Genomic DNA, 12490 nt, shown 5'->3' with positions numbered 1-12490 from the left:
TCTGTCATCCGATGGCAGCCCGGCGCGTGCTTGCGCGAGGTGCAGGAATGAACACAATGCGAACACGCGGTGCGCCCGCTTGCGGACCTCGATGTCGCTTCAGGTTACTGCCGGGGCGCTGTCATACGGCTGCGCGTATAATGCGGGCTGTTTTCCGGAGAGTTTGATGAAGATCGAAAAGAATACCGTCGTCTCGGTGACTTACAAGTTGTCGGACGCTCAGGGCAACCTGATCGAAGAAAGCGGCGCCGAGCCGATGGTTTATCTGCACGGCGGCTATGATGGCACGTTCCCCAAGATCGAGGAAGCGCTCGATGGCCAGGACGTTGGCTATGAGGCGCAACTGCAACTGGAACCGGCCGACGCGTTCGGCGACTACGATTCCGAGTTGATCAAGGTCGAAGAGCGTGGCCGTTTCCCGGAGCCGCTGGAAGTCGGCATGCAGTTCGAAGGCACGCCGGAAGATGGTGACGACGAGTCCGACACGTTGATCTACACGGTGACGGACGTTGCCGACGACAAGGTTGTGCTCGACGGCAATCATCCGCTCGCGGGCATGGCGCTGCGTTTCGATCTGAAGGTGACCGACGTGCGTCAGGCGACGGAAGAGGAAATCGAGCACCAGCACGCGCATGGTGCGTCGGGTCTCGAGGTCGTCGACGAAGACGAAGACGACGCACCGACGCTGCACTGAGTTTCGGCGTCGCACTGCTGTCTAAGAGCAGTGCAGGCGACGCACGACGCGCGAAAGCCGTATCAGGACATTCGCCGGGTCCGGCGCATTGCATATCGCGATGCGCCGGACCCGGCGTTTGCGTTTCCAGGGCCTCGCTCAGCGGCTGTGCGCGGCGGGATGTGTCGCCGTGTTGGGCGTGCGTGCGGGGCCGATGGGCGTGACGCCCTGATTGGGGTCCGAGCTGACCGAACTGGCTCCGGTGACCAGACCGGACGACGGATAGACGGCGGAGTACGGCGCGGCGTAGGGCGCAGCGCCTGAGGGGCTGGCGGACGTTCTGCCGGGTTCGGGGTTCGGCGCGACGACCGATGCCGGCGCCGCGCCACTGCTGCGCTGAGCATTGGCCGCTGCCGCGCTATTGGGGGCGAGCGCCACGCTCTCGAAGCGGAACAGTTGCGGCGTACGCGGATCGACGCGCACGCGCACCCAGCGGTCTGCCGCGGGCGAGCCATAGCTGCTCAGTTGCGTGAATGACTTGACGGGCGCGCCGTGGGTATCGCGCAGCGGTTGCGTGTGACGCATCGTCTTGCCGCTGTCGATCAACAGGATTGGCGCTTTGAAGCGATTGGCAAGGCGCAGCAACTGCGCACGGAAATCCTTATAGCCATCGATCCCGTGCCGTCCGGACCGTTCCGAGAAGATGCCGCCCAGACCACCGCTGTGCGCCGGTTCGAACTCCGGATCGGCTTGCGCGACGATGACCATGCCAATAGCGTCCTTCTGTTGTGCGTAGACCGCCGCGTGCTGCAACCAGACGCGCGTTGCAATGACCCGATCTTCGTATTCGCCGTTGCGTCCTCCGGCCGAGCGGTAATTGTTGTTGTTACCCGGAAGGTTCAGGCCGACGAACACCACGCCGCGATAGAACCACCGCACGTTCTCGTGATACTGGCGAAAGCGTGCCATGTCGCTCTGACGCGTGATGTCGAACTGTGCGTAACCCACGGGGCCCGGGCCGAGCAGCGCATCGTCGTTGAATGCGTGATCGCGCAGAAAATCGAGGCGCTCCACGGGGTTGTAGCTCCCCTCGCTGGCGCGCTGGCAATCGGCCCAGTCGTTAGCGCCGGGCACATAGAGAAGCGGCTTGGGAGAACTGGCGAGCAGACTCAGGCGCTGCGTGATGAGTTCGTCACGGCACGACTCCGTGACGTCTTTGATATTGCCCGCGTGAACGACAAATGCAGCCTGCGTGTCGCCAATGTTGGTCAGCACGCTGCGCACCACGGGCACTTCGGCATTCCCGAACGGGGTATTGCCGAGCACGGCAAAATCGAACGGCGGCGGTTTGGGTGCGCTCTTGGCCACGGCTTTCGCGGCGGGCTTCGCGTTGCCCTGCGACGCTGCTGCCAACGTTGAACCCGTCGCCAGCGCAAGTGCCACGAAGCACACCGCGAACAAGCCGACGCGGGGGTGGCGAGGGGCGCGCAGGCGACGCAGCTTCAACACGGGAAGTCAGTGGTTCGCGCGGCCGTCCATCAGGCCTCGCAGTTCATACAACAGTTCAAGCGCTTCGCGCGGACGAAGGTCGTCCGGATCGATCTGTGCCAGACGCGCCAGCGCGGCCTCGGCGTCCGGGTCGAGTGCGGCGGCCCGACGTGTCGTATCAGGTGTCTCCTGACGTGCCGCCACGCTGCCGGCATCGTCGTCGAGATCGTCCTCGATGGGCGCGCGGGGCGCGAACAGATCGAGCTGCGGTGCGGCCGGATCGAGCGCCTGCTGTTCGAGCAACGCAAGATGCTTGCGCGCCGCGCGAATGACCGGCATCGGCACCCCGGCAAGCTGCGCGACCTGCAAGCCGTAGCTCTGGCTCGCGGGGCCATCCTGAACCGCGTGCAGGAACACGATGCCTTCACCATGCTCTACGGCCGACAGATGCACGTTCGCGCATTGCGGGAATTCGTCCGGGAGTTGCGTCAGTTCGAAATAGTGCGTGGCGAACAACGTGTAGCAGCGATTGTGACCGAGCAGATGCCGCGCAATCGCCCATGCTAGCGCGAGGCCATCGAACGTCGACGTGCCGCGTCCGATTTCGTCCATCAGCACGAGGCTCTGGTCGGTTGCCGTATGCAGAATCGCCGCCGATTCGGTCATCTCGACCATGAACGTCGAGCGTCCGCCCGCGAGGTCGTCCGAGGCGCCGATACGCGTGAAGATGGCATCGAGCGGCCCGAGGCGTACGGCCTCGGCGGGCACGTAGCAGCCCACGTAAGCGAGCAGGGCGATCAGCGCGGTCTGACGCATGAACGTCGACTTACCGCCCATGTTCGGGCCGGTGATGAGCAGCAGGCGGCGGGCATCGCCCAGCGAACAATCGTTGGCGATGAAGCGCTCCACCTGTTGCTCAACGACCGGATGACGACCCTGGCGAATGTCCACCACGCGATCTTGCACCAGCTCGGGCTTTACCCAGCCCAGTGTCTCGGCGCGTTCGGCCAGGGCGGAGAGAACGTCCAGTTGGGCGAGTGCCTGCGCAATGCGCTTGAACTCGGTGATGTGCGGCAGCAGGGCTTGCAGCAGCGCGTCGTAAAGCAGTTTTTCCCGGGCGAGCGAACGTTCCTGTGCAGACAGCGCCTTGTCTTCGAATGTCTTCAGTTCCGGCGTGATGTAGCGCTCGGCATTCTTGAGCGTCTGACGGCGACGATAGTCATCGGGCACCTTGTCGGTCTGGCCGCGCGTGACTTCAATATAAAAGCCATGCACCTTGTTGAACTCGACACGCAAATTGTTGATGCCGGTACGGGCACGCTCGCGCGTTTCCAGATCGATGAGGAACTGTCCGCAGTTCTCCGAGATGTCCCGCAACTCGTCGAGGTCGGCATCGTAGCCGCGTGCGATGACGCCGCCGTCGCGCACCATCGCAGCCGGGTCTTGCGCAACGGCGCTCGTGAGCAGCGCGAGCGCGGCGTCGGGAATGGCAAGGTCTTCGTGCAGGATGGCAAGCAGCGGCGAACTCGCTTCGACGGCGCGCAGTGTGGTGTGCAGCTCGGGCAGACGGCGCAAGGCATCGCGCAGGCTCGACAGATCGCGTGGACGCGCCGTGAGCAGTGCCAGACGTGCCGTAATTCGCTCGACGTCCGCCACATGCCGCAGTTCGCTGTTCAGCGCGCGCCACGTGCCGGGGCCTACGAGCAACGTGGCGATGGCCTGTTGGCGCGACTGCGGCACCTGCTGATCGCGCATCGGGTGGTGAAGCCAGTGACGCATCAGGCGGCTGCCCATCGTGGTGCCGCAGGTGTCGAGCAGCGAGAGCAGCGTTGGCGATTCGGTGCCGCGCAGCGTCTCGGTGAGTTCCAGATTGCGCCGGGTCGCGGCGTCCAGGCCAATATAGGCCGCTTCCCGCTCCACGTTCAGACTTTGCACATGGCGCAGCGACTGGCCCTGCGTAGCGGCTGCGTATTGCAGTAGCGCACCGGCCGCACCTAGCGCGGGGTTCAGGCCATCGCAGCCGAAGGCCGTCAGGCTGGCAACGCCGAGTTGATCGCGCAGTCGCTGCGTGCCGGCAGCCGTGTCGAAATGCCAGTCGGGCACCCGGGTCGTGGTGCCGAGGGAAAGGCCCTCGAACGTTTTCAAGGCGCTATCCGGCACGAGTGTCTCGGCCGGGCGGATGCGCTCCAGCTCGCGCGGCAGCTTATCGGCGGCCACTTCCATCAGGCGCAGTTCGCCGCTGGCGAGCGACAGCCACGCGAGGCCGGCGATGCATTCGCTGGCGCGCCGGGCCGGGGGTATCTGCACGGCGAGCAGATACTGATCGACCTTGTCGCTGAGCAGCGCGGCGTCGGTCAGCGTGCCGGGGGTAACGATGCGCACGACTTTGCGCTCCACGGGGCCCTTGGCGGTGGCCGGGTCGCCGATCTGCTCGCAGATGGCGACCGATTCGCCGAGCTTGACCAGCTTGCCCAGATATTGCTCCACGGCGTGATGGGGAACGCCGGCCATGCGGATCGGTTGACCGCCGGACTGGCCGCGCGCGGTAAGCGTGAGGTCGAGCAGGCGTGCCGCCTTGGCCGCGTCATCATGGAACAGCTCGTAGAAGTCGCCCATGCGATAGAAGACGAGCATGTTCGGATGCTCGGCCTTGATGCGTGTGTACTGCTGCATCATCGGCGTCATCGGTGCGGTGGAGGCGGGGGCAGGGGTAGCTTGGGTGCTCGTCATGAATGAATTCGGGTCGGGCGAGTCGGGTCACGATGCCTTGGGCAGGTGGCACCTGCCGGAGGATCTCGCGGTGAGCCGGCATGCAGCGCGCCGGTTCGCACCATCGTGGCGCGTTGGATGCGCAATTTTACGACGGGTTTGACCCGGCCCGTCATGCGACGTGCTGCGATGTTGCCTTCAGGTGTCGGTAAACATGTCACATGAAGGGGGCGAATTATTCTCAAGTTTCCCGAAAATGTGCCGTTTCGGGTGGTAAGCTCCGCAAAAATTACCAAAAAGCAGCGCAAGCTACTCTCGCACGGGTCAGTATGGTGAAGTCGTTGAAGGGACGAGTCGCGTTGGCGACAGCGCTCGTCTCGATGGTATTGATCGTCGGTGTGGCCGTTGGCATCGAGTTTTTCGTTTACGGGGAATTGCGAAACTCGATGCAGGCGCAGCTTGACTCGCAGGTCAAGCTCGTGGCCGACCAGCTCGACGACAAATTGCGGGGAAAGTTTCTCGCGCTGCATCGTATGTCCCGCCATATTGGCGATCTCCACGCCATGACGCCCGCGCAGTTCGACACCTTTGCCGGCATGTCGGTGTCGATGCCGGAGACGTTCAACACACTTTTCGTGGCCGCTCCCGACGGCCGCGTGCTCTACGACTCGACGTTCCCCGCCACGCCCTTCAATATTGCCGATCGCGATTACTTCCAGCAACTGCTCGCGGGCGCGCCGCAGGCCGCCTCAAGCGTGATTGCGGGCAAGATCACGCGCTCGCCGGGCATCGTGCTCGCTGTGCCTGTCACCGACGCGCAGGGTAAGGTGATGGCCGTGATCGGCGGGGCAGTCAATTTGCTGCGGCAGAATTTTATCGTTGATCTGGCGAGCAACGCGATCGGCGAGACGGGGCGTTACTGCCTGGTCACCAACGAGAATCCGGCACGGTACGTCATTCAGGCCGATGTGACAAAGATTCTCACCCCGGTGGGGCCGGAGCAGACGTTGTGCGGTATACGCGATCCCGGCCAGCACGAGATCGTCCACATGCACCCGCTGGTCGCGCGCGCGACCATGACGACGACGGGGTGGTCGGTCGTGGCGGTAGTGCCCGGTGCCGAAGCTTTCGATCCGCTCGCGCGGGTGCGGCGGCGCGTCATCATGCTCGCGATCGCCGCCATCGGTATTGCGGCGTTTGCGATGTGGTGGATGGCGCGGCGCATGTTGCATCCGCTCGACACGCTGCGCAACCTCGTACAGCGCAGCGCCGGCGATATGCGCGCCGTGCAATCGCTGCCCGTGCAGCGTGCCGACGAGATCGGGGCACTCGCGAACACGTTTCGCGACATGATGGAACAGTTGGGCGATCGTACGGAGGCACTGGAAATATCGCGCGAGGCGGCACGCGCGCACGTGCGTCGCATGCAGGAGATCGCAGACCGCGTGCCCTATTTGGTGGCGTTTCTCGATGGTGAAGAGCGCTTCGCGTTCGTGAACCGGGCCTGTGAGCAGCGATTGCGCCACTCGCGCGAGCGCATTCTCGGCGCGACGGCGCGCGAGTTGCTTGGCCCGTCGCTGTATCGTGAGTTTGCGCCTTACCTGTCGCGGGCATACGCCGGCGAGGCCGCCACCTTCGTCTGGGATTTCGGCGAAGACGCGGCGTATCGCTGCTTCGAAGTGAGTTATCAACCGGAGTGGGCGTCGCAGAATGTGCTCGCCGGCGTTCACGTATTTGTGCGCGACATCACCGTAGAGCGTTCGAACGAGCGGCGCTGGCGACGTGAATCGCACACCGATCACCTCACGGGGCTGCTCAATCGCAAGGGATTCGATCAGGCGCTGGCCAACGCCGTGCGACGTGCGCGCGAAGGCGCCGGGGCGCAGGCGCTGCTGTTCGTCGATCTGGATCGTTTCAAGGTGGTCAACGACACCTGGGGCCATGCGCTGGGTGATGAACTGCTTCGGCGGCTGGCCAAGCGGCTTGTGGCGAGCGTGCGTGAGAGCGATGCCATCGCCCGTTTCGGCGGCGACGAATTTGCCGTCATCATGGGGGATGTTCAGGATGTCGTCGACGTCGAGCGCACGGCGATGTCGATTCTCGATCTGGCGTCGCGGCCCATGGTGCTGTCCGTCGGTGAGGTGAGTGTGGGGGCCTGTGTCGGCGTGGCGATGGTCGCGCGTGGTGAGGACAAGACGCCCGACATGCTGTTCCAGGCCGCAGACCGCGCGCTCTACAACGCGAAACACGGCGGACGCGGGCGCTTCGTGCTCGGCGATGGTGCGCCCGGCCGATTCGCGTGAGCGGGCGCTCACCGGGGCGGCGAGATGTCTCGCGGATGTCGACGGTAATGCGCTGGCGTTTGCCGGGAGGGTTGGCCTGCGGTGAGCGTCGCGTATTAGGCAACGGCAATCGAACACGCCATTGCGATGAGCTTCTGTGAAGTTACGAGCGTGAATTGTCTGTCGCACAATGAACGACGCCGTACGTTGACTGCTTACCGCAGTCGATGGAGCCGGCGAGCGAAAGTGTTCATACAGGAGGCGGGCATGAAACTCGAAGGCGGACGAAGCCGGGTAACCACGCGGGCGGCTTCCGACGCAGGGTGGCGCGAGGCTGGGGCGCGCCGTGAGCCACCGCGGGCATCGCATCGGGCGCCGCGGTCGCGGCAGCGTACCGAGGGACGCGACGACAATCCGAGGTATCTGAGTTTGTCGGTTCGCGAAAACGAAGTGTTTCATATGCTGGTCGACGGCCTGGCCGTCAATGAGATCGTTGATGTCATGCATTCGAGCGAGCGAACGATCGCAGCACACGTCGCAAATATCCTGCACAAACTCGCGCTCGACGATAGTGCAGACCTGATCGGCTACGCCATTCGGCACGGGCTGATCGACGAAGGGGGGGAAGGCGTCGCCTGACGGTCTTTCCGAGGTAGGCGTCGCTGGCTTGCCCCGAACCGCCGGCTTCTTCCTTTTGGGCACAATCCGGCGCGTCGCACAAGGTCGTTACGATCCCACGCGACGCGCCCGTCAACCAGACAGTGAGCGCGTCGGTTCACGTCGCGCAAACCAAACCAACTGCGAGCACGTTGCCAATGTCGTGCCAACGTCCCGAATAATTCCGATTGATCGAGAACGAGCGCGAGGTTCGCTTCGTCGGCCAACACGATCGCGCTGTCGGTGATAAGGTACCGGCTCGACACAATTTACCGAGGGTGCGTGTCATGGCCGGTGCGCTTGAAGGCGCGCGGCGCAGGCATCATCCTCACGACCCCAACGAGACGGGCGACCCGCTTCGATGCGAGGACTTCGCCCCCGAAACCGAGGACAGACACGATGAAGGCGATCGAGATCACGCAGTACGGCGCACCGGAAGTGCTCAAGCCCACCGAGCGGCCGCGTCCCGAACTCAAGCCGGGCGAAGTGCTTATCAAGGTGGCGGCGTCGGGAGTGAACCGTCCGGACGTGCTTCAGCGTATCGGTCAGTACCCGGTGCCGCCGGGCGCCTCGGATCTGCCCGGACTCGAAGTCGCTGGCGAGATCGTCGAAGGCGCGCTCGATGGGGCAGACAACCGCTGGGGTCTGAAGATCGGTTCGCGCGTGTGCGCGCTGGTGCAGGGCGGTGGCTATGCCGAGTATTGCGCCGCGCCGCTCGCACAGGTGCTGCCGGTGCCGGAAGGGCTGTCGGACGTGGAGGCGGCGTCGCTGCCGGAAACGTTCTTCACGGTGTGGAGCAACGTGTTCGATCGCGCTCACCTCGGTGAGACCGAGACGGGCGAGAAGGAGACGCTGCTGGTGCAAGGGGGAACGAGCGGTATCGGCGTGACGGCGATCCAGCTTGGCGTGGCGCTCGGCCATCGCGTGTTCGCAACCGCCGGTTCCGACGAGAAGGCTCGCGCATGCGAAGCACTTGGCGCGGAGCGGGGCATCAATTACAAGACCGAGGATTTCGTCGCCATCGCCAAGGAACTCACCCAGGATCGCGGCGTGGACGTCGTGCTCGATATGGTGGGCGGCGACTATCTGCCGCGTGAAGTACAGGCGCTGGCCTTTGACGGACGCATCGCCATCATCGCGCTGCTCGGCGGGAGCAAGGCCACGCTGGATATGGGCGCGCTATTGCGCCGCCGCCTGACAGTGACCGGCTCGACGCTGCGCCCGCGCTCGGTAGCATTCAAGGCGGCCATCGCGCAGCGCCTGTACGATAACGTCTGGCCGCTGTTTGCGGCAGGCAAGATTCGTCCGGTGATTTATCAGACGTTCCCGGCCGAACAAGCGGACAAAGCCCATGCTTTGATGGAAACCAGTACGCACGTCGGCAAGATCGTGCTGACCTGGTAAGCACGCCTGCGTCGATTGATGGTGGGAATCCGCGTGAAATGCGTGTTTCATGCGGATTCTCGCGTTAGAAAGCCATCGAAATTGACCCCCATGCCCTGGACGCACTAGAATGAGAGGTTTTTCGTCCATACGCATTGGGGGATAAGGCGTGACAACTGGTACCGCAGCTTCGGCTCGCACCATCAGCCGCAAGGCTGGCAAGCTCGTCGTGGGCAATTGGAAACTGCATGGCAGTCTGGCCGGCAACGAGGCGCTTCTGGGCGACCTGCTGGCATCGCCGGTGCTGAGCGCGCCGGGCGTGATTGCGGCCGTGTGCGTGCCGTTCCCCTATCTCGCACAATGCCAGACTCGCCTCTCGGGGCAGGTGTTGGGCTTTGGTGCGCAGGATGTCTCGGCGCAGTTGAGCGGTGCCTTCACGGGCGAAGTCGCGGCGCCGATGATTGCCGAGTTCGGTGCGCAGTTCGTGATCGTGGGGCACTCGGAGCGTCGCACGTATCACGCCGAGACCGATGCGAATGTTGCTGGCAAGACGGTGCGCGTGCTCGATGCGGGCATGACGCCGATCGTATGTGTGGGTGAGACGCTTGCCGAGCGCGAGGCCGGTGAGACGACGGCGGTGGTGACGCGTCAGCTCGAGGCGGTACTCGCAGCGCTGACGGTGGAGCAGGCCGAGCGGATCGTTGTCGCTTACGAACCGGTTTGGGCGATTGGTACGGGCAAGACGGCAACCTCGGCCGAGGCGCAGGAAGTACATGCCCATCTGCGTTCGCTGTTGCGCGCGAAGGGTGAGGCGGTCACGGATGTGGCGGTGTTGTACGGTGGCAGTGTGAAGCCGGACAACGCGGCCGAGCTGTTCTCAATGGCGGACGTCGATGGCGGTCTGATCGGCGGTGCGGCATTGAAGGCGGTCGATTTTCTGGCGATTTGCGAGGCGGGACTGTCGCGCTGATTGCCAATGCCATGCTTCGTCATGGCACGAAATAGTCATGATGCGGTGCATCAAAAATGCACTGCAAATCGGATTTTTCTATACGGGTGATGAGATGGGGTTGTTGAAAACGTTGTTGATCGTGGTGCAGGTGCTTTCGGCGCTGGGCATCATCGGTCTGGTGTTGCTTCAGCATGGCAAAGGCGCCGACATGGGCGCTGCATTCGGTAGCGGTTCGTCGGGCAGTCTCTTCGGTGCATCGGGCTCTGCGAACTTCCTGTCGCGTACCACGGCAGTTCTGGCGGCCGTATTCTTCGTGACCACGCTGGGTCTCACGTATCTCGGTTCGTATAAGCCGGCAGCAAACATCGGTGTCCTTGGTAATTTGCCTGCCGCGACTTCGCCGGCAACGGCGTCGGCACCTGCTGCGGCAAGCATTCCGGCACCGGCTTCTGTGGCCAATCCGCAGGGCGTGCCCAAGTAATTGACGATAGCTTTGTGACAAGTAATAAGCTGTAAAGAAAATCGAAAAAAAATCGATTTGTGCATTGAACAAAAGGTGGAAGGGCGCTACTATAGCGGTCTTGAAGCGATTCGTAAGTGACAGCGGATTGCAGACTATGAATGCCGACGTGGTGAAATTGGTAGACACGCTATCTTGAGGGGGTAGTGGCGAAAGCTGTGCGAGTTCGAGTCTCGCCGTCGGCACCACAGTTCTACGATGCCAGCCTTGCGTTTATGCTTTGGCTGGCATTTTATTTTGTGCTCACCGTTCATCCGCTTTCCGGTCCCCACGCCATCGACGAGAGCGGTTCTTTGAACTAACCGAAAGAGGGTAGAGTTGAACCTCGGAACCTATTATCCCGTCCTGCTGTTTCTTCTGGTAGGTGGCGGTCTTGGGGCGGTACTGATTGGGGTTGGTAAATTCCTCGGCCCCAACAAACCCGACAGCGAAAAACTCTCTCCGTACGAGTGCGGCTTCGAGGCTTTCGAAGACGCGCGCATGAAGTTCGATGTGCGCTACTATCTCGTCGCCATCCTTTTCATCCTGTTCGATCTGGAAACGGCATTTCTGTTTCCGTGGGGCGTGGCCCTGCGCGATATCGGCTGGGTGGGCTTTATCTCCATGATGGGTTTCCTGCTTGAACTGCTCGTCGGTTTCGTGTTCCTGTGGAAGCGCGGTGCGCTTGACTGGGAATAAGACCGTCAACGTATTGGCAGCATTGCAGAAGGATTCAGGGTAAGCATATGAGCATCGAAGGGGTTTTGCGCGAAGGGTTCGTCACCACCACGGCTGACAAACTCATCAACTGGACGCGCACGGGTTCGCTTTGGCCGATGACGTTCGGCCTTGCGTGTTGTGCCGTTGAAATGATGCACGCCGGCGCGGCGCGTTACGATCTGGACCGGTTTGGCGTGGTGTTCCGCCCGAGCCCGCGTCAGTCGGACGTGATGATCGTGGCCGGCACGCTGTGCAACAAGATGGCGCCCGCGCTGCGCAAGGTGTACGACCAGATGGCCGAGCCGCGTTGGGTGATCTCGATGGGGTCGTGCGCCAACGGCGGCGGTTACTATCACTATTCCTACTCGGTGGTGCGCGGTTGCGATCGCATCGTGCCAGTCGACGTCTACGTGCCGGGCTGTCCGCCCACGGCCGAGGCGCTTGTCTACGGCATCATCCAGTTGCAGTCGAAGATCAAGCGGACTGCGACGATCGCGCGTAAATAACCGCCCCCGCCCATGTCTACACTAGAACAACTCAAGACCACCCTGCAAAACGTGCTTGGCACTCGTGCCGAGCAGTTGGTGGAAGCCCTCGACGAGCTGACGTTGACCGTCAAGGCAAGCGACTATCTCGAAGTGGCGCGCACGCTGCGCGATCATCCCGAGCTGAAGTTCGAGCAATTGATGGATGTTGCCGGCCTGGACTACTCGGCCTATGGCGAGGGTGCCTACGACGGCCCGCGCTATGCCGCCGTCTCGCATCTGCTCTCGCTCACCCACAACTGGCGTCTGCGTGTGCGCGTGTTCGCACCGGAAGACGATCTGCCGGTCGTGGCATCGCTGATCGATCTGTGGAGTTCGGCCAACTGGTTCGAGCGTGAAGCCTTCGATCTGGTCGGTATCGTGTTCGAGGGTCACCCGGATCTGCGCCGTATTCTGACGGACTACGGTTTCATCGGTCACCCGTTCCGCAAGGACTTCCCGACGTCCGGTTATGTCGAGATGCGTTACGACCCGGAACAGAAGCGAGTGATCTACCAACCGGTGACGATCGAGCCGCGCGAAATTACGCCGCGCATCATCCGCGAAGAGCATTACGCCGGTCTGAAACATTAAGGTGGCCTT

11 protein-coding genes and 1 tRNA gene are annotated in these 12490 nt (G+C 62.9%); 10 read left to right on the top strand and 2 right to left on the bottom strand.

Features of this window, described 5'->3' with window-relative positions:
- Positions 1 to 166: 166 nt before the first annotated feature.
- Complete coding sequence (locus C266_RS02165) at positions 167 to 694, top strand: peptidylprolyl isomerase (protein WP_010807422.1); 528 nt, start codon at positions 167 to 169, stop codon at positions 692 to 694.
- 138 nt (positions 695 to 832) lie between these two features.
- On the opposite strand, the gene C266_RS02160 is transcribed toward C266_RS02165, so the two are convergent.
- Together C266_RS02160 and mutS are read right to left on the bottom strand one after the other, a co-directional pair.
- Positions 833 to 2182, bottom strand: coding sequence for a hypothetical protein (locus C266_RS02160; RefSeq protein WP_010807421.1), 1350 nt, complete (start codon positions 2180 to 2182; stop codon positions 833 to 835).
- Positions 2183 to 2188: 6 nt separating this feature from the next.
- The gene (mutS, locus tag C266_RS02155) at positions 2189 to 4891 is read right to left on the bottom strand and encodes a DNA mismatch repair protein MutS (protein ID WP_036660955.1); all 2703 of its coding nucleotides are present in this window, start codon (positions 4889 to 4891) and stop codon (positions 2189 to 2191) included.
- 308 nt (positions 4892 to 5199) lie between these two features.
- On the opposite strand from mutS, the gene C266_RS02150 reads away from it, so the two are divergent.
- The 9 genes from C266_RS02150 to C266_RS02110 all read left to right on the top strand — a co-directional run bounded on the left by C266_RS02150 (position 5200) and on the right by C266_RS02110 (position 12481).
- A complete protein-coding gene (locus tag C266_RS02150; RefSeq protein ID WP_010807419.1) occupies positions 5200 to 7173 on the top strand; it encodes a diguanylate cyclase domain-containing protein in 1974 nt (657 codons plus the stop codon).
- A gap of 126 nt (positions 7174 to 7299) precedes the next feature.
- On the top strand, positions 7300 to 7791 hold the full coding sequence (locus C266_RS28225) for a response regulator transcription factor (protein WP_081636107.1): 492 nt from the start codon (positions 7300 to 7302) through the stop codon (positions 7789 to 7791).
- 417 nt (positions 7792 to 8208) lie between these two features.
- Positions 8209 to 9213: an NAD(P)H-quinone oxidoreductase gene (locus tag C266_RS02140; RefSeq protein ID WP_010807417.1), complete on the top strand. Its 1005-nt coding sequence runs from the start codon at positions 8209 to 8211 to the stop codon at positions 9211 to 9213.
- A 181-nt stretch (positions 9214 to 9394) separates the two neighbouring features.
- Positions 9395 to 10162: a triose-phosphate isomerase gene (tpiA, locus tag C266_RS02135; protein WP_036661143.1), complete on the top strand. Its 768-nt coding sequence runs from the start codon at positions 9395 to 9397 to the stop codon at positions 10160 to 10162.
- Positions 10163 to 10256: 94 nt separating this feature from the next.
- On the top strand, positions 10257 to 10625 hold the full coding sequence (gene secG, locus C266_RS02130) for a preprotein translocase subunit SecG (RefSeq protein ID WP_036661140.1): 369 nt from the start codon (positions 10257 to 10259) through the stop codon (positions 10623 to 10625).
- 142 nt (positions 10626 to 10767) lie between these two features.
- A tRNA-Leu gene (locus C266_RS02125) sits at positions 10768 to 10852 on the top strand.
- A 130-nt stretch (positions 10853 to 10982) separates the two neighbouring features.
- A complete protein-coding gene (locus tag C266_RS02120; protein WP_010807414.1) occupies positions 10983 to 11342 on the top strand; it encodes an NADH-quinone oxidoreductase subunit A in 360 nt (119 codons plus the stop codon).
- 47 nt (positions 11343 to 11389) lie between these two features.
- Complete coding sequence (locus tag C266_RS02115; protein ID WP_010807413.1) at positions 11390 to 11869, top strand: NADH-quinone oxidoreductase subunit B family protein; 480 nt, start codon at positions 11390 to 11392, stop codon at positions 11867 to 11869.
- A gap of 12 nt (positions 11870 to 11881) precedes the next feature.
- Positions 11882 to 12481, top strand: coding sequence for an NADH-quinone oxidoreductase subunit C (locus C266_RS02110; protein WP_010807412.1), 600 nt, complete (start codon positions 11882 to 11884; stop codon positions 12479 to 12481).
- The last annotated feature ends 9 nt before the right edge of the window (positions 12482 to 12490 follow it).

The organism is Pandoraea sp. SD6-2 (assembly GCF_000389825.1).
GTDB classification, from domain to species: domain Bacteria; phylum Pseudomonadota; class Gammaproteobacteria; order Burkholderiales; family Burkholderiaceae; genus Pandoraea; species Pandoraea communis.
This window is presented reverse-complemented; position numbering and strand designations above follow the sequence as displayed.

Bases quoted from the DNA above. Each gene is read 5' to 3' on its own strand.
- C266_RS02165 (WP_010807422.1), top strand. From the start codon at position 167: ATGAAGATCGAAAAGAATACCGTCGTCTCGGTGACTTACAAGTTGTCG.
- mutS (WP_036660955.1), bottom strand. From the start codon at position 4,891: ATGACGAGCACCCAAGCTACCCCTGCCCCCGCCTCCACCGCACCGATG.
- C266_RS02150 (WP_010807419.1), top strand. From the start codon at position 5,200: ATGGTGAAGTCGTTGAAGGGACGAGTCGCGTTGGCGACAGCGCTCGTC.
- C266_RS28225 (WP_081636107.1), top strand. From the start codon at position 7,300: ATGAGCTTCTGTGAAGTTACGAGCGTGAATTGTCTGTCGCACAATGAA.
- C266_RS02140 (WP_010807417.1), top strand. From the start codon at position 8,209: ATGAAGGCGATCGAGATCACGCAGTACGGCGCACCGGAAGTGCTCAAG.
- secG (WP_036661140.1), top strand. From the start codon at position 10,257: ATGGGGTTGTTGAAAACGTTGTTGATCGTGGTGCAGGTGCTTTCGGCG.
- C266_RS02115 (WP_010807413.1), top strand. From the start codon at position 11,390: ATGAGCATCGAAGGGGTTTTGCGCGAAGGGTTCGTCACCACCACGGCT.
- C266_RS02110 (WP_010807412.1), top strand. From the start codon at position 11,882: ATGTCTACACTAGAACAACTCAAGACCACCCTGCAAAACGTGCTTGGC.